The organism is Enterobacter cloacae complex sp. ECL414 (assembly GCF_021869685.1).
Taxonomy (GTDB): Bacteria; Pseudomonadota; Gammaproteobacteria; order Enterobacterales; family Enterobacteriaceae; genus Enterobacter; species Enterobacter kobei.
Genome location: NZ_CP091481.1, coordinates 572810 through 596174 on the forward strand (window position 1 = coordinate 572810; position 23365 = coordinate 596174).

General features: G+C 58.4%; 22 protein-coding genes. 2 read left to right on the forward strand and 20 right to left on the reverse strand.

Going from position 1 to position 23365, the window contains the following annotated elements:
- Nucleotides 1-14: 14 nt before the first annotated feature.
- The 14 genes from yjiA to hpaG all read right to left on the reverse strand — a co-directional run bounded on the left by yjiA (nt 15) and on the right by hpaG (nt 14965).
- Nucleotides 15-968 (reverse strand): GTPase, encoded by a 954-nt coding sequence (gene yjiA, locus L3068_RS02670; protein WP_023338985.1) that lies wholly within the window; start codon nt 966-968, stop codon nt 15-17.
- A gap of 10 nt (nt 969-978) precedes the next feature.
- Entirely contained in the window at nt 979-1182 is a 204-nt protein-coding gene (locus tag L3068_RS02675) for a YbdD/YjiX family protein (RefSeq protein WP_003856610.1), read from the reverse strand.
- Nucleotides 1183-1279: 97 nt separating this feature from the next.
- Complete coding sequence (locus L3068_RS02680) at nt 1280-3433, reverse strand: carbon starvation CstA family protein (protein ID WP_014882408.1); 2154 nt, start codon at nt 3431-3433, stop codon at nt 1280-1282.
- 191 nt (nt 3434-3624) lie between these two features.
- The gene (locus L3068_RS02685) at nt 3625-4542 is read right to left on the reverse strand and encodes a helix-turn-helix transcriptional regulator (RefSeq protein ID WP_032637575.1); all 918 of its coding nucleotides are present in this window, start codon (nt 4540-4542) and stop codon (nt 3625-3627) included.
- 178 nt (nt 4543-4720) lie between these two features.
- Complete coding sequence (locus L3068_RS02690) at nt 4721-5230, reverse strand: 4-hydroxyphenylacetate 3-monooxygenase reductase subunit (protein ID WP_014882409.1); 510 nt, start codon at nt 5228-5230, stop codon at nt 4721-4723.
- 17 nt (nt 5231-5247) lie between these two features.
- Nucleotides 5248-6810 (reverse strand): 4-hydroxyphenylacetate 3-monooxygenase, oxygenase component, encoded by a 1563-nt coding sequence (gene hpaB, locus L3068_RS02695; RefSeq protein WP_117580852.1) that lies wholly within the window; start codon nt 6808-6810, stop codon nt 5248-5250.
- Nucleotides 6811-7005: 195 nt separating this feature from the next.
- Nucleotides 7006-7896: a 4-hydroxyphenylacetate catabolism regulatory protein HpaA gene (gene hpaA / locus L3068_RS02700; RefSeq protein ID WP_014882411.1), complete on the reverse strand. Its 891-nt coding sequence runs from the start codon at nt 7894-7896 to the stop codon at nt 7006-7008.
- Complete coding sequence (gene hpaX / locus L3068_RS02705) at nt 7868-9220, reverse strand: 4-hydroxyphenylacetate permease (RefSeq protein WP_117580853.1); 1353 nt, start codon at nt 9218-9220, stop codon at nt 7868-7870. Before hpaX ends, hpaA begins: the two co-directional genes overlap by 29 nt.
- Before the next feature lie 21 nt (nt 9221-9241).
- Nucleotides 9242-10039 carry a 4-hydroxy-2-oxoheptanedioate aldolase gene (gene hpaI, locus L3068_RS02710; protein ID WP_014882413.1) on the reverse strand — a complete coding sequence of 266 codons (798 nt, stop codon included), beginning with the start codon at nt 10037-10039 and terminating at the stop codon, nt 9242-9244.
- Nucleotides 10040-10049: 10 nt separating this feature from the next.
- The gene (hpaH, locus tag L3068_RS02715) at nt 10050-10853 is read right to left on the reverse strand and encodes a 2-oxo-hept-4-ene-1,7-dioate hydratase (protein ID WP_023331948.1); all 804 of its coding nucleotides are present in this window, start codon (nt 10851-10853) and stop codon (nt 10050-10052) included.
- 127 nt (nt 10854-10980) lie between these two features.
- Nucleotides 10981-11361, reverse strand: coding sequence for a 5-carboxymethyl-2-hydroxymuconate Delta-isomerase (locus tag L3068_RS02720; RefSeq protein WP_014882415.1), 381 nt, complete (start codon nt 11359-11361; stop codon nt 10981-10983).
- A 9-nt stretch (nt 11362-11370) separates the two neighbouring features.
- The gene (hpaD, locus tag L3068_RS02725) at nt 11371-12222 is read right to left on the reverse strand and encodes a 3,4-dihydroxyphenylacetate 2,3-dioxygenase (protein WP_014882416.1); all 852 of its coding nucleotides are present in this window, start codon (nt 12220-12222) and stop codon (nt 11371-11373) included.
- A 2-nt stretch (nt 12223-12224) separates the two neighbouring features.
- Nucleotides 12225-13691, reverse strand: coding sequence for a 5-carboxymethyl-2-hydroxymuconate semialdehyde dehydrogenase (gene hpaE / locus L3068_RS02730; RefSeq protein ID WP_117580854.1), 1467 nt, complete (start codon nt 13689-13691; stop codon nt 12225-12227).
- On the reverse strand, nt 13688-14965 hold the full coding sequence (hpaG, locus tag L3068_RS02735; RefSeq protein WP_023336729.1) for a 4-hydroxyphenylacetate degradation bifunctional isomerase/decarboxylase: 1278 nt from the start codon (nt 14963-14965) through the stop codon (nt 13688-13690). The genes hpaE and hpaG overlap by 4 nt, the downstream gene beginning before the upstream one ends.
- A gap of 270 nt (nt 14966-15235) precedes the next feature.
- Here hpaG and hpaR point away from each other — a divergent pair, with 270 nt between their 5' ends.
- Together hpaR and tsr are read left to right on the forward strand one after the other, a co-directional pair.
- Entirely contained in the window at nt 15236-15676 is a 441-nt protein-coding gene (gene hpaR, locus L3068_RS02740; RefSeq protein ID WP_023331950.1) for a homoprotocatechuate degradation operon regulator HpaR, read from the forward strand.
- A gap of 83 nt (nt 15677-15759) precedes the next feature.
- The gene (tsr, locus tag L3068_RS02745) at nt 15760-17424 is read left to right on the forward strand and encodes a methyl-accepting chemotaxis protein (RefSeq protein WP_014882420.1); all 1665 of its coding nucleotides are present in this window, start codon (nt 15760-15762) and stop codon (nt 17422-17424) included.
- A gap of 138 nt (nt 17425-17562) precedes the next feature.
- Here tsr and L3068_RS02750 read toward each other — a convergent pair whose 3' ends face one another.
- From L3068_RS02750 to L3068_RS02775, 6 genes are all read right to left on the reverse strand, one after another.
- On the reverse strand, nt 17563-18069 hold the full coding sequence (locus L3068_RS02750) for a GNAT family N-acetyltransferase (RefSeq protein ID WP_117580855.1): 507 nt from the start codon (nt 18067-18069) through the stop codon (nt 17563-17565).
- 29 nt (nt 18070-18098) lie between these two features.
- Entirely contained in the window at nt 18099-18572 is a 474-nt protein-coding gene (locus tag L3068_RS02755; protein WP_117580856.1) for a FidL-like protein, read from the reverse strand.
- A 1-nt stretch (nt 18573) separates the two neighbouring features.
- Nucleotides 18574-19314, reverse strand: a complete 741-nt coding sequence (locus L3068_RS02760; protein ID WP_088126426.1) for a winged helix-turn-helix domain-containing protein — start codon at nt 19312-19314, stop codon at nt 18574-18576.
- 127 nt (nt 19315-19441) lie between these two features.
- Nucleotides 19442-20398 carry a Csu type fimbrial protein gene (locus L3068_RS02765; RefSeq protein ID WP_117580857.1) on the reverse strand — a complete coding sequence of 319 codons (957 nt, stop codon included), beginning with the start codon at nt 20396-20398 and terminating at the stop codon, nt 19442-19444.
- Nucleotides 20389-22668: a fimbria/pilus outer membrane usher protein gene (locus L3068_RS02770; RefSeq protein WP_232947900.1), complete on the reverse strand. Its 2280-nt coding sequence runs from the start codon at nt 22666-22668 to the stop codon at nt 20389-20391. The genes L3068_RS02765 and L3068_RS02770 overlap by 10 nt, the downstream gene beginning before the upstream one ends.
- On the reverse strand, nt 22589-23365 hold the full coding sequence (locus tag L3068_RS02775; RefSeq protein ID WP_023331956.1) for a fimbrial biogenesis chaperone: 777 nt from the start codon (nt 23363-23365) through the stop codon (nt 22589-22591). The genes L3068_RS02770 and L3068_RS02775 overlap by 80 nt, the downstream gene beginning before the upstream one ends.

Below are 23365 nucleotides of genomic sequence, written 5' to 3' on the forward strand. Positions count from 1 at the left end.
GGGAAGCAGGGCGGTTATTTTTTCAGATCTGCAAACGCCGCGCGAATCTCTTCCTCCGGCAGCTGTATGCCAATAAATACCATTATGCTGCGCGGCGCTTCATCGCCCCACGGGCGATCCCAGTCGGCGCTGTATAAGCGCTGCACGCCCTGGAACAGCAGGCGGTTCGGTTCGCCGTCGATCCACAGCATCCCTTTGTAGCGCAGCAGTTTGTCGGCAAATGACAGCAGCAGGTTCTCCATCACGCGGGAGACCTCGCTGATATCCACCGGGTAATCCAGCTCCACCACAATCGACGTCACGTCGTTTTGCTTGTCTCCCATAAAGTGGAAACGCGGTTTCGTGGTGACGTTCTCTTCCAGCATAAAGCCGTTGGTGTTGAACAGCTGTGAGAGGTCGATATCGCCGTGCGTCACGGTGTAAATCGGCGCGCGGGAGTTAATGCGGGTCAGACGTTCACGCAGTTTCTCGCTGTCACCCGCCACGTCGGTTTTGGTCAGCAGGATGCGGTCAGCGTAGCCCACCTGAGACTGGGCGATGGTGAACTGGTTCATCTGATCGTTGGCGTGAACCGCATCGACCAGGGCGATGACGCCGTCCAGCAGGTAGCGCTGGCAAAGAATGTCATGGGAGAAAAAGGTCTGAATAATCGGGCCGGGGTCGGCCATGCCGGTGCATTCAATCACCAGGCGGTCAAAGTCGATTTCACCGCGATCGCGGCTGTCGAGCAGATCCAGCAGGGCGTCTTCCAGCTCGTTTGAGCGGGTACAGCAGATGCAGCCGTTGGTCAGGGTTTTGATCTGCGTGGCGCGATCGCCTATTAATTGATCGTCCACGGAGACTTCGCCGAATTCGTTTTCGATGACGGCGATCCTGAAGCCGTGCTGCTCGTTCAGGATGTGGCGCAGCAGGGTGGTTTTACCGGCGCCGAGGAAACCGGTCAGCAGGGTGACGGCAATCGGGGTCATGTTCTCTCCTTTAGCAGCAGCGGACGCCGCCTTCTCCACTTCCACCGTAGCGTGCTTCCTGACGCTCGCGGAAGAATTCAGTGTAGGTCATGTACGGTTTATCCGGATGGTTGGTCTTCATATGCTCAACGTAGTTGTCATAGTCCGGAATACCAATCAGCATTTTTGCCGCCTGACCGAGGTATTTTTTCGCTTCGCCTAAGTTACCAAACATAATGCATCCTGATAAGACAAAGCCCGGTGGCGCTACGCTTACCGGGCCTACAGTACCGTTGTAGGGCGGGTAAGCGTAGCGCCACCCGCCATTTTTTTTAATGGTGTGAAGAGGTCTTCACGCCGCCTTCCGGCACCGGCACGTACGGCGTTTCTTTATCCGTACGGCCTTCGGCGTTACGCACTTTCAGCCAGGTTTTGATACCGTAGAAAATGATGCTGTACACCACCACCAGGAACAGAATGCTCAGACCTGCGTTGGTGTAGTTGTTCACCACGATATGGTTCATGTTGGCAATCTGCTGCGCGGTCAGATCTGCGCCGCCTGCGGCAATCTTCTCTTTGTACTGGTTCGCCATGAAGAAGAAGCCTTCCAGCTGCGGGTTGGTGCTGAACAGCTTCAGGCCCAGCGCCCAGGTAGTGCAGAGCAGCAGCCACAGTGCAGGAATGACGGTCACCCAGATGTATTTAGTGCGTTTCATTTTCACCAGTACGACGGTGCCAAGTACCAGAGCCACAGCGGCCAGCATCTGGTTAGAGATACCGAACAGCGGCCACAGGCTCTTCACGCCGCCGAGTGGATCAACCACGCCCTGATACAGCAGGTAACCCCACAGGCCTACGCAACCCGCAGTGCCGAGCACACCCGCCACCAGAGAGTCGGTTTTCTTCAGGAACGGCACGAAGTTACCCAGCAGGTCCTGCAGCATGAAGCGGCCCGCACGGGTACCGGCATCCAGCGCGGTGAGGATAAACAGCGCTTCAAACAGAATACCGAAGTGGTACCAGAAGCCCATGTCTGCCCACGGCAGCACTTTATGGAACACATGTGCGATACCGACAGCCAGCGTCGGTGCGCCACCTGCGCGGTTCAGCACGGACGGTTCGCCGATGTCTTTCGCGGTCTGCATGATCTGCTCAGGGGAGATCACGAAGCCCCAGGAGCTGACGGTCGCTGCCGCGTGGGCGCTGGCATCCTTCAGCTGTGCCATGATCAGCGCGGTATTTTCGCCGCCCATCTCATGCAGGTTTGGCATGGTGATGCCCAGACCCGCAGGCGGGGTGTTCATTGCGAAGTACAGGCCCGGTTCGATGATAGACGCCGCAACCAGCGCCATGATCGCCACGAAGGATTCCATCAGCATCGCGCCGTAACCGATAAAGCGCGCGTCGGTTTCGTTGGCCATCAGCTTCGGCGTGGTGCCGGAGGAGATCAGCGCGTGGAAGCCAGACACGGCACCACAGGCGATGGTGATAAACAGGAACGGGAACAGCGCGCCTTTCCACAGTGGGCCGGTGCCGTCAATGTACTGAGTCACCGCCGGCATTTTGAGCTCAGGGTTGATGATCACAATCCCGATAGCCAGCCCGACGATAACCCCGATTTTCAGGAAGGTCGCGAGGTAATCACGTGGTGCCAGAATCAGCCATACCGGGAGCAGGGCGGATACAAACGCATAACCAATCAGCGCGAAGGTGATGGTGGTGTCCTTAAAGGTCAGCGCCGGGCCCCAGTACGGGTCATGCGCAATGACGCCGCCAAAGTAGATAGAGGCAACCAGCAGCACGATACCAATCACGGAGACTTCGCCCACGCGCCCCGGGCGCAGGAAGCGCATGTAAATGCCCATGAACAGCGCAATCGGTACGGTAGAGCAGACGGTAAACACGCCCCACGGACTTTCGGCCAGCGCTTTCACGACGATCAGCGCCAGCACCGCGAGGATAATGATCATAATCAGGAAACAACCGAACAGGGCAATGGTGCCCGGCACGCGACCCATCTCTTCTTTGATCATCTCACCCAGCGACGAACCGTTACGGCGTGAGGAGATAAACAGCACCATAAAGTCCTGCACCGCGCCCGCGAGCACCACGCCCGCCAGCAGCCAGAGGGTACCCGGCAGGTAGCCCATCTGCGCGGCCAGTACCGGGCCGACCAGCGGGCCAGCGCCTGCAATGGCGGCAAAGTGGTGACCAAACAGCACGTAGCGGTTGGTTGGCACGTAGTTCAGGCCGTCATTGTTAATGACCGCCGGCGTGGCGCGCGTTGGGTCGAGCTTCATGACCTTCTGCGCGATGTATAAGCTGTAGTAGCGATAAGCCACAAGATAGACGGAAACGGACGCGACGACGATCCACAGGGCGCTGACGTGTTCGCCCCGGCGTAATGCGACAACCGCCAGACAGAAAGCACCGAGGATCCCGAGTAAGGCCCAGGGCACGTGCTTAAGTAGTTTTTTAGTATCCATAGTAAGACCTGGTTTTTTATGTAAAGAAAAAAGGGTCAAGGTTCGTTGTGAGGAGGTATTGAGTAATGCTGGAGCGATCGTGCCAGATCCTCGCGCGTGTAAAGGTGGGTAAATGAATGAGTGGTTGAAAGTGACGGGTGAGCGGTCAAAGGAAGCGGCGAGTGGTTAAGGCTCGCCGCCGCTGGAGGGAATTATGTGATTGAGATCACGTGGTTATCCGGGCTGCGCGCCATCGCCAGATAGTTTTCCAGCGTTTTAACCAGTTTCTCCTTCAGCCAGTTCGGCTCCAGGATTTGAATATTCGGCAGCCAGTAGAACAGCAGCGGCAGGATCTGGTTCTCGTGTGCCGCCCGGCAGCGCAGCGTGATACCGCCGCGTTGTTCTTCCAACAGCTCTTGTTCCGGCAGAAGATCCCGGCGCAGGAAGTAATGTGAAATATTATCTTTAATGAATATTTTCACGGTGAAAGTATCTTCAGACACCCACGGATCGAGGCTTTTTTCCAGGAGCGCGCGGACATTCTCTTCAGGGGTAAAAAGGGTTTTCTGAATATCAAACCAGCGAATCTGACTCAATGAAAAGGATTTAAGCCGACTATTTTCGGTAGCTTGTAAATACCATATATTTTTTTTGTTAATGAGTTTATAGGGATTAATCAGGCGGGTTTTACCCTTGTAAACGATCTGGCAAACATTATGGTTCTTAATAGATTTCTCAATTTTCGCTAAATGACGGCTGATATCACGTTGTACCGTGTGCTCTGCGTCGTTACCAAGGATAAGAATATGATTTTCGTCAACGCGTGTTTCCAGCTTTTGCCAGAATTCCGTATTTCTTTCAGGGAAAAAGTTATCTGCATTCAGTAAGTTAGCCAGTGTGTGATGTAATCCTTGTCCGCCGGGAGATTGTGCGGAATGGATCAGCCGATATAGCCCGTTACCGGTATGTTCAACGATAGGAGAGAGCGCATTTAAATCCCGGTAGACGGTACGCTCGGTAATTTTAAATTTGGTCATTAGCGCACTGCGGTTTACCACACCGTTTAAATGTAGCTCAACCAGAATATCGACCAGACGTTCAGCCGAGCGGCTCCGCGTCGTTTTAGCCATAAGGTCATCCTGTATATTAGGTATGCGCTGAATGAAGCGGGAAGCACTGATCAGAGATGTCAGTATTCAGGCACAGAAAATTTATCTTATGGTTGTATAACGGCGTGATTTAGCGGAAACCTTAGGAGTTTTTGCAGAAAGTGGCGCTGGCCGAAAAAAAGGCCAGCGCGCGGGAGAATTACGCGGTGGCTTCCACCTCCATCATGACCGGGTGGAAACGGCGTTTGAAGTAGATCAGGCCGTGCCCTGCATCACTCAAAATGATATTTTTAATTTCAACAAGATACACCAGATGCGTGCCGATGGTTTGCACCTGGCTTATCTCGCCTTCAAGGCTGGCCAGCGCACCTTTCAGCATCGGCTGCGCCAGCGGGCCTTTCTGCCAGCAGGAGAGGGCAAAGCGCTCCTCCATTGTCATACCGGTCATCCCGGCGAAGTGGCGAGCCATGATCTCCTGCTCGTGATTCAGCACGTTTATGCACAGTCTGCCGTTGCCCTGGAATACCGGGTTCATGGCGCTGTTGGCGTTGATGCACACCATGACCGACGGCGGGGTGTCCGTAACCGAACAGACTGCGGTGGCGGTAATGCCGCAGCGGCCCGCTTCCCCCTCGGTGGTGACGACATTGACTGCGGCCGACAGGCTGGCCATCGCGTCGCGAAAACGCAGGCGTTCTTCTGATTGCATTGAAACCTCCCGCTGCGCTATTTCAGCAGCTTATCCAGCATGTTGATATCGCTGTTGTTGTGCAGGTGCGGCACCGTCCAGCCGTGTTGGTCGTATTCGGACATACAGCGGTCGACCATCGCCATCATTTTGTCCATGTTGCCGGAGCTCTGCGCCTGGCGCAGACACTGCAGGCGAATTTCATCCTGGCTACCGGAGTAGTTGATCTCATACAGCTCGTGACGGCCGCCAAACTCGCTGCCAATGGCATCCCACATCAGCTTCAAAATCTTGATGCGTTCGACGTGATCCATGCCGTTGGAGCCGCGCACGTATTTCGCCAGATACTGGTCAATCTGTGGGTTATTCAGGTCCCGCGCGCTGGACGGCAGATAGATCAGCCCGCTGGTGACGTTACGTTCGATAATATTCTTAATCTTCGCGTAGGCCATCGGGGCCATCACGCGGTAGGTCTGCAGCGCCGCGTGGTCCGGCAGATACGCGCCATTGACCCACGGCGTGGCTTCAGAGCACATGGAGTCGCTCAGCGCCCAGAACATATTGCGCCAGGCCACCACCTCGCCGAGATCCGCCTGTACGCCGCGGAATTCTAGAGTGCCGGTACACTCCAGCGATTTTTTCAACAGGGCGGTGATGAAGTCGAGCTTCACTGCCAGGCGCACGCATGCCTGTAGCGGATACATCCGCGCAAAGCCACCTTCCATCGTCCAGCGACGACAGCGGTCGAAATCGCGGTAGATCAGCACGTTTTCCCACGGGATCAGCACATGATCCATCACCAGGATCGCGTCGTTCTCATCAAAGCGGCTGGAGAGCGGGTAGTCATACGGGGAGCCGGTTGCGCCAGCCACCATCTCGTAAGAGGCACGGGAGATGAGCTTGACGCCTTCGGCATCCATCGGTGCGACGAACATCAGCGCAAAGTCCGGGTTTTCGCCCATCACCTGCGCGGAGCCGAAGCCGATCATGTTGTAGTGGGTCAGCGCCGAGTTGGTAGCCACCACTTTCGCCCCGCTGACAACGATCCCGGCGTCGGTCTCTTTCTCCAGTTTGATGTAGACGTCTTTCACCTCATCCGCCGGTTTGTGGCGGTCGATAGGTGGGTTAACGATGGCGTGGTTGAAATACAGGCCGGTTTCCTGAATGCGGGTGTACCAGTTGCGGGCGTTCTGCTCGAACTGACCGTAGAAGGACGGGTTGGCACCGAGCGCGCAGCCGAACGCGGCCTTATAGTCCGGCGTACGCCCCATCCAGCCGTAGCTTAGGCGTGACCATTCGGCGATAGCGTCGCGCTGCTGGCGCAGGTCGTCGGCGCTTTTCGCCACGCGGAAGAACTTGTGGGTGTAACCGCCGCTGCCGGTGTCGGTGCCCCAGCACAGCGTGTCCTGCATGTCCGGCTTGTGCAGGGCATCGTACATCTGCGCGATGGAGGCTGCCGCATTGCGGAACGCCGGATGGGTGGTGACGTCTTTGACGCGCTCGCCGTAGATATAAATCTCACGCCCGTCCTGCAGGCTTTTTAAATACTCTTCACCGGTTAACGGACGTTTGGCATCGGCGCGGAAATCTTCAGGCTTCATAGGGACCTCGTATCGGAATGGTGATGTTAAATTTATGTTTTGTTTTTGTTGTTTAATTGAAGCCTGAGAGGGGCGGAACGTGAAGGGACGATTGGGACAACGGCGGGTACTTTTCGGGGGGGATGTGGATTTGTGATCTGTGCGGCTTTTCGGCGGGTGGCGCTGCGCTTACCCGCCCTACGAACCGTGATGCGTTCAGGAAACCGGTACTTTCTGAGCCCGATATGCGCTTGGCGAGCACCCCACTAAGCGGTTAAAAAAGCGGGCGAAATAGGCCGGATCTTTAAACCCCAGCTGCCAGGCAATCTCGCTGACCGCGCTGTCGGAAAAGAGCAGCAGCCGTCTGGCTTCCCGCAGCTGTCGGTCGAAGATCAACCGCTTCGGCGGGCGGTTGGCGAAGCGGCGACAGATATCGGTTAGCCGGGATTCGGTCAGGTGCAGTTCGCTGGCATATTCCGGCACTGTCCAGTGCTGGTGGTAGTGCGTGTCGATCAGTTGGGTAAAGCGCTGGAACAGCTTCAGCTCGCCGCGCATACCGCCTGAAGCGTGATCGTCGAGCTTCGCGTTGCGCAGCAGCAGAGTGAATACGGCCTGCGCCAGCAGAACCAGCGTATGCTCGCGGCCCGGCAGCTGTTCCATGGACTCCCGGGCTATCAGCTGCCAGTAGTGTTTCAGCGCCGCCAGTTCATCAGGCTTGTCGGCCAGCGACAGGCAGATCCCCGGCAGACCAAACGCTTCCCGCGTGCCGGGGTAGAGCACCTCCAGCAGCGGCCAGATTAGATCCTCGCGCACCGTCAGCACGTGCCCGTCGCTGTCGGATTCGGTAATAAACGCGTGCGGCACCGACGGCGGCGTGAGAACGAAAAGCGGGGCCTGCACCGAGTAACGGTGATCGTCGAGCTGGAGTTCAATCTGCCCGGTATCCAGAAAGTGCATCTGAAAATACTGGTCGTGACGATGCGCCTGCATGTCGCGGCCAAAAAAGGCCGCCATGCGTGCGAACGACTGGTAGTGCACATCGTCGGTGCCCAGACTTTCGTCGTACTCCTTGCTGATATCAATGTTGGCGATAGGGCTCTGGCACATGATCGTTCCTCTGTTGATCCCGCTGCGTCATCGGAATGCGCGTCAGCACCAGCGCGCCGACCACCAGCAGCCCGGCCACGAACCACAGCCCGGAGCTGAAGCTGCCGGTCGCGTCGCGCAGAATGCCGATCAGCAGCGGGCTAACGGCAGAACCCACGTTGCCGATGGCGTTGATCACCGCCAGTGCCACCGCACGGGACTGCAGGCTAATCACCCGATCTGGCGTGGTCCAGAATATCGCCATGGCGGTAAATGATCCGGTTGAGGCCATGATGATGCCAAGCAGCTGGATCAGGCTGTGATCGGTGGCGGAGGCCAGCATCCATCCCGCCGCCGCGAACAGGTACGGCAGGATGGTGTGCTTTTTTCGCTCTTTCAGCCTGTCGGATCGGCGGCTCCACCAGATCATCCCGAGGATGGTGCAAAACTGCGGGATCGCCGCCAGCAGGCCAATGACGATATTGCTGCTGCCGGTGTTAAAGCTCTGCAGGATCTGCGGCGTCCAGATGTTGATCGCGCTCAGCGTGTTGGTCAGGCAGAAGTAGGCCAGCGTATAGAGCAGCACGGCGGGCGTCAGCACTTCTCGCAGCGTCGAGCGCGGCGTGACGGCGCGGGCAATGGCGACCTCCTGCTCGCGGGCGATCATGGTTTTCAGCGCCTGCTTTTCGTCCTCATCCAGCCAGGTGGCCTGATCCGGCGTGTCGTTAAGGTAGAACCAGGTTACTACCCCGAGCACTACTGACGGCAGCCCTTCCAGCAGGAACAGCCACTGCCAGCCCTTCAGGTTCCACAGCCCGTCCATCGCCAGAATGTACCCGGAGAGGATTGAACCGAGCATCATGGTGACCGGCATGGCGATCATAAACAGCGCGTTGGCGCGGGCGCGGTGATAGGCCGGGAACCACCAGGTGAGATAGACCAGGATCCCCGGCAGGAAACCGGCTTCGGCAATGCCCACCAGCATGCGCAGGACGTAAAGGGTTTCAGGGCTGGTGGCGAACATGGTGCAGGTGGAGGCGATGCCCCACACCACCATGATCCCGGCGATCCAGCGCCGCGCGCCGATCTTCGCCAGCATGATGTTGCTTGGGATCCCGCACAGCACATAGGTGACGTAAAACAGGGTTGCGGCCAGGCCAAACATGGTGGAGGTGAGGCCGAGATCTTTACCCATCGTCAGTCCGGCAAAGCCGATGTTGATGCGGTCGAGAAACGAGAAAACAAACAGGATAAAGAGAAACACGATTAAACGTCGGAACAGCTTGTTAATGGCGCGTTGTTCAACAGCTTTATTATCATAGGTTTGCAGGGTAGAGGTCGTCATGGTGCGCTCCAGATCTTACGTTTAGTAGACGGATTTATTGTTATTAACTGACGTAACCGGTTGTTCGATAAAGCGTGCAGCCAGCGCTTCCGCACCGCGGGCGAGCAGGGTGGTGTCGACGCCGACGGCGACAAACAGCGCGCCGAGGTCGAGATAGCGTTTTGCCAGCGCCTCGTTTGCCATCAGGATGCCGGGGGCTTTGCCCGCGCTCAGGATCTGCGCGATCGCCTGCTCGATAGCGGCCTGGACCTCCGGGTGCTGCGGATTACCGGCAAAGCCCATGTCGGCGCTGAGATCGGCCGGGCCGATAAACACGCCGTCGACGCCTTCCACGTCGAGGATCTGCGGCAGGTTTTTCAGCGCCTCACGGGTTTCGATTTGCACCAGTACGCACATGGCGTCGTTAGCCTGCTGCAGATAGTCCGGAATGCGGTTCCAGCGCGACGCTCTTGCCAGCGCGCTGCCGACACCGCGAATGCCCGCCGGTGGGTAGCGGGTGGCACGTACCGCCAGCCGCGCTTCTTCGGCGTTTTGCACCATCGGCACCAGCAGGGTTTGTGCGCCGACGTCCAGCAGCTGTTTGATCTGCACCGGATCGTTCCACGACGGGCGCACCACCGGCTGGCTCGGATAAGGGGCGATGGCCTGCAATTGGGTTAAGACGGTTTGCACGCTGTTCGGGGCGTGCTCGCCGTCGATCAGCAGCCAGTCGAAGCCTGCCCCGGCCAGCAGTTCGGCGCTGTAGCTGCTGGTGAGCCCCAGCCATAAGCCGATTTGTGGACGGCCCGCTTTCAGCGCCGCTTTGAATGCATTCTGCATGATTGTCTCCTTACACAAAGCGGCAGCTGATGGAGCCCATGTTGCCGTAGTCAACGTGGAAAGTGTCGCCTCTGCTGGCAGGCACCGGGCGGGTAAACGAACCGCCGAGGATGATCTGCCCCGGCTCAAGCTGCACGTCGTAAGGCGCCAGCTTGTTCGCCAGCCACGCCACGCCGTTCGCCGGGTGGTTAAGCACGCCAGCGGCCACGCCGGTCTCTTCGATCACGCCGTTGCGGTAGAGCAGGGCGGAGATCCAGCGCAGATCCAGCGCGTCGGGCTTAATCGGGCGACCGCCGAGGATCACCCCCGCGTTGGCAGCGTTATCGGAGATGGTGTCGAACACCTTGCGCGGGCGCTGGGTTTCCGGGTCAACGTTGTGGCAGCGGGCGTCGATCAGCTCCAGCGCGGGAATGACGTAATCCGTGGCGTTGTAGACGTCGAAGATCGTGCAGTTCGGGCCGCGCAGCGGTTTTGCCAGCACGAACGCCAGCTCTACTTCGATGCGCGGGACGATAAAGCGATCTACGGGGATGTCGCTGCCGTCGTGGAAAAACATGTCGTCCAGCAGCGCGCCGTAGTCCGGCTCGCTGATCTGCGAGCTGGCCTGCATCGCTTTGGAGGTGAGGCCGATCTTGTGACCCTTCAGCACGCGGCCTTCGGCGATTTTCAGGCTTACCCATTCGCGCTGAACGGCGTAGGCGTCGTCAATGGTGATCTCCGGGTAGTCCAGCGAGATCGCGCGGATCTGCTCCCGGGTTTGTTCCGCCTGATGCAGGCGGTGGGCGATCAGGGTATGGGTGTGTTTATCGAGCATGGCGATATCCTGTTGTATTGTTTTCTCCCTCTCCCCGTGGGAGAGGGCCGGGGTGAGGGCATCAGGCCGCTGAGATTTCCCTCACCCTAACCCTCTCCCAAAGGGAGAGGGGACAGATCGAGCGGTATTACTTAAACAACGCGTGCACGTTGTTTTGTTTGTAATTGAGCGTCGGGTGGAGTTCGTCCAGCTCGAACGACAGCGCCAGATAGCGGGCAGCCATCAACGCCGCAAAGTGCGCTTTGATAAGCCCAAACAGCATTTCCCCCACGGCTTCCCGACTTTCCAGGCTGCGCCCGGAACCGATCTTCAGCGTCATATGCACAAAGGCGTAATCCTGCTTACCGTCGGCCATCTGCCAGGTATCCAGCCAGTGGGCGCGGCTGCGGATACCGCCGATCGGGAAGATGCCCGTGGCGGCCAGCGCCTCGTTCACTTTGGCGAACAACCCCGGCAGGTCTGCCTGCTCGCGGATGTTGTCGGTACATTCAGCAATAAAGTGCGGCATGGTGGCTCCTCACGCGGGCAGGGGGAAAACGGCGTTAACCTGGCCGGTGCCGGAGCTGGCGAACAACTCAGTGAGAAACTCCACCTTGCCGTCGTATTTGTCCCAGCCGAGCATGCCCAGCAGCATCACCGTGTCATGCATATTGCCTTCGCCGTAGCAGTAGTCGGCGTATTCCGGCAGCATGCTGCAGAATTCTTTGAACTGCCCCTCGCGCCACAGCTTCACCACGCGCTCGTCCATCTGGCGGTCAAACTCGCGGGTATAGCTGTTCATCCCTTCTTCCGCGCGCTGGTCGTCGATAAAGCGGTGCGACAGTGAGCCGCTGGCGAGCACCGCCACGGTGCCGTCGTATTTTTTGATGGCGCTGACGATGGCCTCACCGAGTTTGCGGCTGTCGGCGAAGTCGTGAACGGTGCAGAACGCCGAGATAGAGACCACTTTGAAGTGTTTATCCGGGTTCATGTAACGCATCGGCACCAGCGTGCCGTACTCCAGCTTCAGGCTCGGGATGTTGTGCGCCTTGGCGCGCACGCCGAGCTTCACCGCCTCGTCGGCAATCAGCTGGCCGAGCGCCGGGTTGCCGTCGTAGTCGTAAGTCATGTCGCGGATAAAGTGCGGCAGTTCGTTGCTGGTGTAGACGCCTGAAAAATGGTCCGCACAGTTGATGTGGTATGCGCTGTTCACCAGCCAGTGGGTATCGAAGACGATGATGGTGTCCACGCCAAGCTCGCGGCAGCGCTTGCCGATCTCTTTATGCCCGTCGATGGCGCCCTGACGGCAGCCGTGGTTTTTCCCCGGCAGCTCGGAGAGATACATTGACGGGACGTGGGTGATTTTTGCCGCTAACGCTAATGTACCCATGATCAGATCCCCCATTTTGGAATCGGATGGTCGCCCATGGAGATGCAGACGTTCTTCATCTCCGCAAACACCTCGAAGCTGTACTCGCCGCCTTCGCGCCCGGTGCCGGAGGCCTTCACGCCGCCAAACGGCTGGCGCAGGTCGCGCACGTTCTGGGTATTGACGAACACCATGCCCGCTTCGATATTGCGCGCCAGGCGCAGCACTTTGCTGACGTCCTGGGTCCAGATGTACGACGCCAGACCGTACTCCACGTCGTTCGCCAGGCGCAGACCTTCCGCTTCATCCTTAAACGGCAGCAGGCAGGCCACCGGCCCGAAGATCTCCTCCTGCGCCACGCGCATGCGGTTGTCGACGTCCGCCAGTACGGTCGGGCGCAGGAAGTTGCCGCCTTTTAGATATGCAGGCAGGTCGGTCGGTTTGTCCGGGCCGCCCGCCAGCAGGGTCGCGCCCTCTTCAATGCCGAGGCGAATATAGCCAGAGACTTTCTCCCAGTGCTGTTGGCTGATGAGTGCCCCAATCTGGGTGGTCGGATCGGTCGGGTCGCCCACGCGCAGACGGTTGGCACGCTCCGCAAAGCGTTTGACGAACTCCGGGTAGATGCTCTGCTGGATGAAGATGCGCGAGCCCGCGGTGCAGCGCTCGCCGTTGATGGAGAAGATGGTGAACAGGGCGGCATCCAGCGCGCGCTCGATGTCCGCGTCTTCAAAAATCAGCACCGGGGATTTGCCGCCCAGCTCCATGGAATACTTCTTCAGCCCGGCGTTTTTCATAATATTGCGCCCGGTGGCCGTGCCGCCGGTAAAGGAGACGGCGCGCACGTCGTGATGACGCACCAGCGCATCGCCTGCCGTCGCGCCGTAGCCCTGCACCACGTTGAGTACACCCGCCGGAATGCCCGCCTCCAGCGCCAGCTCGCCCAGACGGTCGGCGGTCAGCGGGGAGAGTTCAGACATTTTCAGTACCGCGGTATTGCCGAGCGCCAGGCACGGGGCGACCTTCCAGGTAGCGGTCATGAACGGCACGTTCCACGGTGACACCAGCGCGCAGACGCCCACCGGCTGCACCAGGGTGTAGTTGAGCATTTTGTCGTCAACCGGATAGGTTTTGCCGTTCATCTGCTGGCACACCTCGGCGAAAAACTCGAAGTTGTGCGAGGCGCGCGGGATCAGCACGTTTTTAGTCTGGTGGATCGGCAGGCCGGTGTCGGCGGTCTCCATAGCGGCGATCTCGGGCACGTTCTGATCGATTAGATCGCCCAGACGACGCATCAGCCGCGCGCGTTCCTTCATCGGCAGGTTGGCCCATTTTGGAAACGCCTCTTTCGCGGCGGCTACGGCCTGATGGATTTCGGCTTCACCGCCGGAAGCCACTTCGGCCAGCACCTCGCCGGAGGCCGGATTGGTGGTGTGGAAATAGTCGCTTCCCGCCACGTTTTTGCCGTTGATCCAATGGTTAATTTTTTTCATTTTGCCGTCTCCTCACTCACAATTCGGTTTACCAGGCGTCCTACGCCTTCCACTTCCACCACCACTTCATCCCCCGGCACCACGTTGGACAGCCCCTTCGGCGTGCCGGTGGCAATCATGTCGCCCGGTTGCAGGGTCATAAAATCGCTCAGGTAGGCAATCAGGAACGGGATGCTGAAAATCAGATCCGCCGTCGTGCCAAGCTGTCGCAGTTCGCCGTTAACGAAGGTGCGCAGGGCGAGGTTGTGTGGGTCGGGAATGGCTTCTTTTGGCACGATGTTTGGGGAAATGGGGGTCAGCCCGTCGCGGCTTTTCACCCGCAGGTTTGGGCGGTAGTAGTTCTCGAGATAGTCGCGGATGGCGTAGTCGTTGCAGACCGTGTAGCCCGCAACAACGTCCATCGCCTCGGCTTCACTCACCTTGCGCGCGGTTTTGCCGATGACCACCACCAGCTCCGCTTCGTAGTGCATGTAGTCGATGTTGTTCGGGCGCACCGAGGTCTGGTCATCACCGTTGAAGGTGTTCGGCGCTTTGATAAACACCAGCGGCTCGGTGGGGGGCTTGAAGTCCAGCTCGCTGGCGTGGTCGGCGTAGTTCAGGCCAAGGGCGAACAGCGTGGCGTGCGGGGGCGTGCGGTGAGCGATAGCGACGTCGCGTTCGTCCACCACCGGGTTTTCCAGCGGCGGAAACCCTTTCGCCAGAATGCGTACCCGGTCTCCAGGGCGGATCTCGACGCGGCTGTGCGGGGTGCCGAGCAATATCGCATCGCCGGGATTAAGGGTCGCGAACTCACTCAGGGCGCTCAGCAGCTGCGCGGCGTTGCGATGCAAATCGGCCGTATTCCAGTGGTCCGCCTCGCGGCCGTTAATCTCGGTGATGAGGGTCAGGTTATCCACGTTATCAACGTTGACCAGCTCGCCCAGCGGGCAGAATCCGTCCCGGCATTTCGCCTTGATCGCCGGGCGGTAGAAGCTCTCTTCCGGCAGACTCACCTCGTTGGCCAGCGCATATCCGGCAATGTACGCCGCCGCGTCTTCCTCGCGCACCTTGCTGGCCGTTTTGCCCACCACCAGCGCGACCGTTGCGCCGCTTAGCACCGTTTCACCCTGCGGGAAGGGAATGGGATCGCCTGCGCGGATCACGGTGTTATGCGGTTTGATAAACCACACTGCCGTTTTCGGCGGCGTGTTGTAGGGGGCTTTTTCAAACGCCTCAGCCCAGGCATCGCGCTGGCTTTGATGATTCAACGCGACGGCAAAAACGGTACCTTTCATTCACCTGCTCCTCACCCCGGCAGTCCGGGGTATAATTTCATTAATATGTTAATGATCTGGTTTTATGCTTTTGCTGTTTATTTCGCAATCAGAAGTGAAAAATTTGTGATATGAATAACAATAAATTTACATATCGGTTTTTATTTTGATTAAAATCATTGCGTTAACAAAATTGGCGGGTTTCTGTTAGACTTTTTGTCAGAAAACGTGTTGTTTATAAAAACATCTTTTATGAATTGTTTACTTGTTAATGAAGGGCGGGGAGAGGCTATGCATGATTCATTAACCATCGCGCTGCTGCAGGCGCGGGAAGCGGCGATGTCGTACTTCCGACCCATTGTGAAGCGACATAACCTGACCGAGCAGCAGTGGCGGATTGTGCGCGTGCTGGCGGAACATCCGTCGATGGATTTTCACGATCTGGCGTTTCGCACCTGCATTTTGCGTCCCAGCCTGACCGGCATTCTGACGCGCATGGAGCGCGACGGCCTGGTGCTGCGCTTAAAGCCAGTGAACGACCAGCGCAAGCTGTACGTGTCGCTGACCAATGCTGGCAATGCGCTGTATGAGCACGCCCAGGCGCAGGTGGAAGAGGCGTACCAGCAGATTGAGGCGGAATACACGCCGGAGAAGATGAAACAGCTGACGACGCTGCTGGAAGAGTTTATTGAACTCGGAAACCGGCATAACGCAGCGCGGGAAGAAGAGTAAAAACCACAAATTCCAGGATGATTTTCGTAAAGTTTTCCCTTTCCAGGCCGAAAATTCTGTATCTGTCTGAGGAAAGAGAAAACATGTTAAACCGTATCAAGATTGTCACCAGTTTAATGCTGGTTTTAGCTATATTTGGCCTGTTACAACTCACATCCGGTGGTCTTTTCTTCAATGCCCTTAAGCATGACAAAGAGAATTTCACCGTCCTGCAAACCATTCGCCAGCAACAATCTACGCTGAATGCCAGCTGGGTGGCGTTGCTGCAAACACGTAATACCCTGAACCGCGCGGGTATTCGCTACATGATGGATCAGAGCAATATCGGCAGCGGCGCGACCGTTAACGATCTGATGCAAATCGCGTCCACGTCGCTGAAGCAGGCGGAAAAAAACTGGGCCGCCTACGAGGCCCTGCCGCGCGATCCGCGTCAAAGCGATGCGGATGCCATGGAGATCAAGCGTAACTACGATATCTACCACGGTGCGCTGGCGGAGCTGATTCAGCTGCTGGGTGCGGGCAAAATCAACGCCTTCTTCGATCAGCCGACCCAGAGCTACCAGGATGGTTTTGAGAAGCAGTATGTCAGCTACCTGCAGCAGAACGACAAGCTGTATCAAATGGCGGTTGAAGACAGCAAGAGCTCCTTCAGCCAGGCCATCTGGGTGCTGATTAGCGTGCTGCTTGCCGTGCTGGTGGTGATCGTGGCCGTCTGGCTGGGTATCAAGCAGGCGCTGATTTCGCCGCTGACGCGCCTCATCGACAACATTCGCCATATCGCCAGCGGCGATCTGGTGAAGCGCATTGAAGTGGAGGGCTCCAACGAGATGGGCGAACTGGCCGATTCTCTGCGTCATATGCAGAGTGAGCTGGTACGGACCGTTGGCGACGTGCGTAATGGCGCGAATGCTATCTACAGCGGCGCGAGCGAAATCGCGATGGGCAATAACGACCTCTCTTCCCGTACAGAACAGCAGGCTGCGTCCCTGGAAGAGACTGCTGCCAGCATGGAGCAGCTGACGGCGACCGTGAAGCAGAACGCCGAAAACGCCCGTCAGGCGAGCCATCTGGCGCTGAGCGCGTCCGAGACCGCGCAGAAAGGCGGTAAAGTGGTGGACAACGTAGTGCAGACCATGCGCGATATTGCCGGTAGTTCGCAGAAGATTGCCGACATTATTAGCGTGATCGACGGAATTGCTTTCCAGACCAACATCCTGGCACTGAACGCGGCGGTAGAAGCGGCGCGCGCAGGCGAGCAGGGCCGTGGTTTTGCGGTGGTGGCAGGTGAGGTGCGTAACCTGGCCCAGCGCAGCGCCCAGGCAGCACGTGAAATCAAGAGCCTGATTGAAGACTCTGTGGGTCGCGTGGAAGTGGGTTCAACGCTGGTAGAAAGCGCCGGTGAAACCATGGGCGAGATCGTGAATGCGGTAACCCGCGTTACGGATATCATGGGCGAAATCGCCTCGGCTTCTGACGAGCAGAGCCGCGGTATCGACCAGGTAGGTCTGGCGGTCGCCGAGATGGATCGCGTGACCCAGCAGAACGCCTCGCTGGTGGAAGAGTCTGCCGCAGCGGCGGCGGCGCTGGAAGAGCAGGCGAGCCGCCTGACCCAGGCTGTCGCGGTGTTCCGCATTCAGCAGGAGCAGATGAAAGCGCGCGAGTTCGCTTCGGCGAAAAGCGTTGCTACCCCGGTGATGTCGCGTAAAGCGGCAACCGCTGATGCGGGTGATAACTGGGAAACGTTCTGATCGTGCGTGTTGTGCCGGGTGGCGGCTTCGCCTTACCCGGCCTACGGGGAGGGGTATGTGCCGGGTGTCGGCTATGCCTTACCCGGCCTACGGTTCAGGGTTTTGTAGGCCCGGTCAGCGCAGCGCCACCGGGCGATATCAAAGCGGCAGACGCATGGCGCAGCGGGAGTCAAACGCTAAGCCGTGCGCTGTCTCATCTTCCCTTTTCTGACGCAGTTCAGGCGTGAGTTCAGTGACGTATTCAAAACCCAGCCGCGCATAGAACGGCGCATTCCACGGTACGTCGCAGAATGTCGTCAACGTCAGCGACGACAGCCCCCCTTCGCGGGCATGGTCAGCCACAGCGTTAATGAGCTGCCGACCAATCCCCTTTCCCTGCCAGTCCAGATGCACCGAAAGTTCGACAATAAACAGCGATGTCGCGTGCGCCTCTGCGAGGATAAACCCAACGGGATGGTCGTTCGCCAGCGCCAGCCAGCTTAGCCCCCGTTCGGCATAGTTGAGATGCTCTTCAGTTGAAATCACCTCACCCCCGGCAAGCCAGGCGAGAGGGGGGATTTCACGAAAACGCTCGCCCGCCGCGCGTTCAATGGCGGGCAGGGTGGCAGCATCGTTGAAGGTGGTAGGGCGAATGCGAATGTTCATGGCGGGAAGTATAGCCTGACCCGCCGGTATTATTCTGTGCAGACCAGCACCGGCGAGTAAAAATTGCTGATAACCAGTGCATCATGCGGCGTGCGCTCTATCGCCAGGAGCCTTTTTTTCCCCTGGGTCAGGCCCGCGACGTACTTCTCAAATACGCCCTGCGGCATGGCGTCATGGCCAAAACGCTCCACTTTTTGAATAACGATCTCATACAGTTCCCCTTCCACGTGGCGCCATTTAAACATCTCCTGACGGGACACTTCCCAGTGGTTTGGGGCATTCTCCACGTTACCGTTTAGCGTGATGTACCCGGTTTTGTTGGGGTGAAACTGCATGATGACCTCCCCGTCAAACGTGAAATCGTGGCTGTCACGTTTGTCGGAGAAGGTCAGGTATCCATTGCATGCCATCGACAGCGGTGGCGTGTAGAAATACCACGCCAGTGCAGCGCCGGTAATCATCAGGTTAAGGGCCAGAATGAGCCAGATTTTTATGTATTTCATATCACCACTCGTAATAGTAAAGCGTACGACAGGCGCTCGCTTTCCCCTGCGTGAGCGAGCATTGGGAGAGCACCAGTCGTCCCTCGTGGCCGTAGAAAAGCGTTCGCTGAATGTGCATGTAGAAAATTGAATTTTCCAGGCACGGAAGGTGACCGTCCTGCTGAAGGCTTTGCGCCAGCGCAGCCGCCCGCTCGTGAAACACATCCGCCAGCGGCGTAAAGGTATAGACCGGACAGTTCCCGATATGGGTCAGCAGATGAATGTCCTTCTGCCGGGTTTCGGGTTTGATAGCCGTTATCCAAAGGCACAGCGCAACGACCGCCAGCGTAAGCGCGCCCCAGAGCAGCCGCTCCGGTCGGGCGGGTACTGCAGTTTTCGCCGTTTCGGCGGCCGGTGTTTCTTCCTCCAGGGCTGTTACCGTGACGTCTGCGCTGAGCATAAAGCCCGTTTTGGGGACAGTGACGATAAACAGCACGTCGGGAAGCAGGCTGGCCAGCATTTTGCGCAAGATGCTGATGTACTGGTTTAACGAATTGTTAGACCCCTGGAGCCCACGCCGATCCCAGACGTCATGCAGGAAGGTCTCCCGCTCGACCACGTTCCCATGATGCTGCACCAGCAGCTTCATAATGCTATTGGCTGTGCAGGTGAGGATCTGCGCATCCTCAGGCGGCACATTGATAAGAGAAACAGAACCGTCCTCGTCGTTGTAGACGATGGCGTCAGCAAGCAGGTATTTCATAAGTTGTTGTAAAACAGACAGAGATAACGAATAAAAAAGAGAAGGTTTACGCCTTGTATGCAGAGCTGGTGGCTATTTTAACGCCATTGTTACCGATAACATTGATCCAGACAGGATTTTGGTCTGTTTAATAAGTCAGCGTGATTATCACGTCATCAATAAATTCCCCTGTACCGCTCAGGGACTGAGCGGGGACTTCCCCGTAAACGGTGAAGTTTTGGGTGCCGCCAGCGGGATGGGTGACATGCAGCGCATCGCCGCTGTGCAGATCGCCCCAGCTTTGCGTGGCACCCGCATCCTGCCAGAGCCCGTAGCGCAGGCACTGACCCTCATCGTTACACAGCTGCCGCTGATTCCCGATGGCATGGTTGCCGTTGCCCATGCCAAGCGTAAACGCTGTGCCGGCCGGACAGCGCGTGGTAAGGGTTGCGGTGGAACGCGTCGGGCGCAGCGTGGCGGTACTGTTCAGGGTGCCGAAGTTAAGCGGGGTGACGCGTTCTATGTAGCAGCCCTGGCTGATTTCGGCCTGCGCATTGGTACCGCCCTGCACCTGCTCCCCCTCCGCAGAGCCATCCGAGCAGTTTTGCAGTGCATCCTGACGGCTAGCGCTGTGCCAGGCGATGCGCAGATTCATGTTGTAGTTGTAATAGTGGTACGCCGGAAGTTGGTTTTGCCCTGCCGGGACGGTGGCGATAAGCGGAAAGCTCCCGCTGATGTTGGCATTGCTGTCGGCGGTCAGAGTCTGCTGAATGAGTTCCCCGCTGCTGGCGGGACCGAGTTCCTGAGCGCGCGCGTCGCCGTTAAGCAGGCGGAAAAGCAGGGTGTACTGTTTACCCTCCGAATCTCCCGGTGAGACCATCTGAAAGGGCGGTGCGTCGATACTGCTCAGACAGACGTTGATATATTCCGTCGTGCCGTTGTTGTCAGCCTGACAGCTAAATTTAACTTCGGTGTTGGTCGACGCGGCATTGCCCGCCACGACATTGCCAAAGTTGATGACGGCAGGTGATGTTATCCAGCATGCGGCGGCCATCGCCTTCACGGACACCGCAAGCAGCAACAAGAACGGTGCTTTTAATGACACTGTTGTTCTCCAATATTCTGTATGGGTGACGCAGTACGGGGGGCCGGAAGTCTGACCCGGCACTCACCCTCACCAGTTTTTACCACCAGCTCACCCGGCAGAGGCGGGTCTTCAAGCCAGATAAAACCGTCACGCCCCACAATGGTGGCACCGCGTGGCGTTGAGACAATGCTGCCGAGCGGGAGCGGATTGTGGTGGCTGTCCACCAGTCGGGCCTGAACTGTGACGGCGTGATGGACGTTAAAATCGACTTTTACCGCGCCGCCGTTGCCCGGTCTGGCCTGCATGTCGGTGACGGGGGCAATCACGTCGGCAGGCAGATCCAGCGGATTGATGCTGACTTTACTGGCGTGGTAACGCGGCAGGTCGGTCAGCAGCAGATACCCTTTCTCGTCGGTTTCGCCTGCCGGGCGGTTTTCCAGCATCACCGGCACATGTCCGACACCGTGCGTGGAGACCAGGGCCAGGCTTTGTTGGCTGTAGTGCAGCGTGTGCAGGCTGCCATCCAGCAGCGTCAGGCTACCCTCGGCTGAGGCATAGTTAGCGCCCTGCGCCATCCCGACGTGCCACTCACCTGCGTGGCCCAGATAGCCCACGTCCGCATAGGTTTCCCGGTGCTCGCCAAAGCCTCGCCCCAGCTGCCATGACCAGCCGCCGACCTGATCGTCCGGCTGATGGCGATAATCCATGCGCGGCATATCGCGGCTGGCCTGAACGGAGAGGGTATCCTCACGCCCTAACGGGATCGAGAGCATCAGCTGAACGTGGCTCGATGCATCCGTAAACGAGCGGGTGTAGCTCAGCGTGGTGGAAATGTGTGCCGGCAGCGAGGCGGACCAGGAGGCGTTGAGATAGCGTTGTTTGGTGCCCTGAATGTTTTGCTGTACCCAGCCCGCACCGAAGGTACCTGAATGGGGTATCGACTGGCTGACCCAAACGCTATCGCTGCGTCTGACGGGGAGGGTACCGCTCATGCGGGCGTTATCGGCAAATGTGGCATCGGTACGAACGGTACTGGCAGAGATCCCCGTCCCGCGACCGTTCCATTGCCAGCCAAGGCCCCACTGTTTTCCCTGACCGTAGGGGCTGTCGCTGATGGCGACATGCTGGCTGATAATCCCTGTCCCGGGCGAGATCAGCCAGTCGACCCCTGTCCCGACATTGCGCAGTTTACTCTGCTGCTCCGTGTGCAGCGCCAGCGTCAGCTGGTTATTCACCCCGTAGCGCCACCCTGCGTCGAGCATGGGCGAGGCGGCATAGTCATTGGATCGCAGGGCGTAGTTTTGTCGCATCCAGCCGATATCCAGCGAGCCGCTGCTGAGTCCTTCCGCCAGCATCCCCGGCGCACCGTAGAGATCGAGCTGTACGGTACGACGCTGACCGTTGATGTCGGTAATGACCACCTGGGCCTGCCCGCTTCCGGTAAATGAGGGCAGGGTATCCAGCAGAAAATCGCCCGGCGTGACGCGCTGGCTGCTCTGCTTAAGCCCGTCGATGTACAGATCGACCGTAGAAGGCAGAACCGCCGTGTCGCTGTAACAGCTACGCGGTTCGGTGTTGAGCTGCGGATTGAGCTCAAAATTACGCGCCCAGTGCAGCCCGCCAAAGCGTACCTGTCGGCTCCAGCGGGAGCCCGTGGTGATGTTGTCGCCCAGCGCCAGACTCGTGAGCGAGTCCGTGTTGTCCCACTGCCAGCGGGTTTCAAGGCGTGTGTGGCGGGGCCGACCTGCGCTGTTTTCCTCACCGGCATGGCTCGAAAAGCTGCTGCTGAACGTTCCGGGAAGCGCCCCGGATGCGGTGAGCGACGTTTGCGCGTTAAGCTGGCGTTTCCCCTCTGCGCCGCTGCCATAAAGCGCATACCCGAGCGTCAACACGCTAATGGGCTGCGCCTCAGGATAGCGATACTGCGGCGTCGGCCTCCCGACAGACAGATGCTGTTGGCCCTCAAGCGCCTTTGCGTCGGCGGTAATGGAGACCTGCTGAGCATGCAAATCGAGACTGACTTTCAGACCCGGCAGGGACGTCAGCGCGACCCACTCGTTGGCGTTATCCGGGGCGCGAAGCCCCAGTTTTTTGAGGTCGCGGTGGTCCATCCACAGCGCATCTCCCACTACCCGGCAGGCCCACAGATCCCCGCGCGGGTCGTGGTTCACGGTGATTGCCAGCCATTGCAGGGTATCGGCGGCGGGTTCAGTCCGGGCTGACAGCATCAGCGGTAGCCAAAACAGGAGCGCGAGAAGCAAGCGGGCGCAGGGGTATCTGGCTGGCATGGTGGTCGTCATTGAGATAGGCGCGCAACGCGCTGAACGTGTGGCGCGAAGTGTGCTTTAGCGTTATAAGCGCGGTCTGTCCCGGCAGAACATAGCCCGCCAGCCCTTTCAACGACCCGACGACCTGACCGGTGGCCGTCAGAACCTGCAGGTGGCTCAGGCGGATATGGCTGTTTCCGGCGTTATAGCAGCGGATCGTTCCCGGGGTGTCCGCCTGTTCGCAGCTCAGGGCATCGCGGCTGACGGGCATATTCTGGTTTCCGGCAATGAAGACAGGAATGGAGTAGCGAAGCAGAAAGTGTATCGCGTTGGGATTGGCCGCGCGGGACGTTGCATCCGGTAGCTCATCAATGACCAGCCGGTAACTTTGCTCCTGTTCACGGATCCCTGGCTGCATCACGATTATGCGCACCAGCTGCTGCTGGCCCGGCGCCAGTGAGGTCATCGCCGGGCTGCTGACCACCTCGTCGGTGGCCGTTAATACATCTTTACCGTTTTGCTGGGTCCATTCGTAAACCCGTATCTGCGCATGGATGGCCGCTTTACCGCTGTTAGTGAGGTAGACCGCCGAGGCGCTTTGCCCGCTCTGGAGGTCGAGCGTCACTGGGGCCACCTGAAGCGTGGCGGCCATCGCGTAGCGTGACAGCAGCGCCAGCATCATGAACCACAGAATGAAGCAGGGGAGAAAACGACGCAT

Bases quoted from the DNA above. Each gene is read 5' to 3' on its own strand.
- hpaG (WP_023336729.1), bottom strand. From the start codon at position 14,965: ATGAAAGGTACCGTTTTTGCCGTCGCGTTGAATCATCAAAGCCAGCGC.
- hpaI (WP_014882413.1), bottom strand. From the start codon at position 10,039: ATGCAGAATGCATTCAAAGCGGCGCTGAAAGCGGGCCGTCCACAAATC.
- L3068_RS02690 (WP_014882409.1), bottom strand. From the start codon at position 5,230: ATGCAATCAGAAGAACGCCTGCGTTTTCGCGACGCGATGGCCAGCCTG.
- L3068_RS02755 (WP_117580856.1), bottom strand. From the start codon at position 18,572: ATGAAATACATAAAAATCTGGCTCATTCTGGCCCTTAACCTGATGATT.
- L3068_RS02760 (WP_088126426.1), bottom strand. From the start codon at position 19,314: ATGAAATACCTGCTTGCTGACGCCATCGTCTACAACGACGAGGACGGT.
- L3068_RS02770 (WP_232947900.1), bottom strand. From the start codon at position 22,668: ATGCCAGCCAGATACCCCTGCGCCCGCTTGCTTCTCGCGCTCCTGTTT.
- hpaR (WP_023331950.1), top strand. From the start codon at position 15,236: ATGCATGATTCATTAACCATCGCGCTGCTGCAGGCGCGGGAAGCGGCG.
- L3068_RS02775 (WP_023331956.1), bottom strand. From the start codon at position 23,365: ATGCGTCGTTTTCTCCCCTGCTTCATTCTGTGGTTCATGATGCTGGCG.
- hpaD (WP_014882416.1), bottom strand. From the start codon at position 12,222: ATGGGTACATTAGCGTTAGCGGCAAAAATCACCCACGTCCCGTCAATG.
- yjiA (WP_023338985.1), bottom strand. From the start codon at position 968: ATGACCCCGATTGCCGTCACCCTGCTGACCGGTTTCCTCGGCGCCGGT.
- L3068_RS02720 (WP_014882415.1), bottom strand. From the start codon at position 11,361: ATGCCGCACTTTATTGCTGAATGTACCGACAACATCCGCGAGCAGGCA.
- tsr (WP_014882420.1), top strand. From the start codon at position 15,760: ATGTTAAACCGTATCAAGATTGTCACCAGTTTAATGCTGGTTTTAGCT.
- hpaE (WP_117580854.1), bottom strand. From the start codon at position 13,691: ATGAAAAAAATTAACCATTGGATCAACGGCAAAAACGTGGCGGGAAGC.
- hpaX (WP_117580853.1), bottom strand. From the start codon at position 9,220: ATGACGACCTCTACCCTGCAAACCTATGATAATAAAGCTGTTGAACAA.
- L3068_RS02675 (WP_003856610.1), bottom strand. From the start codon at position 1,182: ATGTTTGGTAACTTAGGCGAAGCGAAAAAATACCTCGGTCAGGCGGCA.
- hpaH (WP_023331948.1), bottom strand. From the start codon at position 10,853: ATGCTCGATAAACACACCCATACCCTGATCGCCCACCGCCTGCATCAG.
- hpaA (WP_014882411.1), bottom strand. From the start codon at position 7,896: ATGTGCCAGAGCCCTATCGCCAACATTGATATCAGCAAGGAGTACGAC.
- L3068_RS02680 (WP_014882408.1), bottom strand. From the start codon at position 3,433: ATGGATACTAAAAAACTACTTAAGCACGTGCCCTGGGCCTTACTCGGG.
- hpaB (WP_117580852.1), bottom strand. From the start codon at position 6,810: ATGAAGCCTGAAGATTTCCGCGCCGATGCCAAACGTCCGTTAACCGGT.
- L3068_RS02750 (WP_117580855.1), bottom strand. From the start codon at position 18,069: ATGAACATTCGCATTCGCCCTACCACCTTCAACGATGCTGCCACCCTG.
- L3068_RS02685 (WP_032637575.1), bottom strand. From the start codon at position 4,542: ATGGCTAAAACGACGCGGAGCCGCTCGGCTGAACGTCTGGTCGATATT.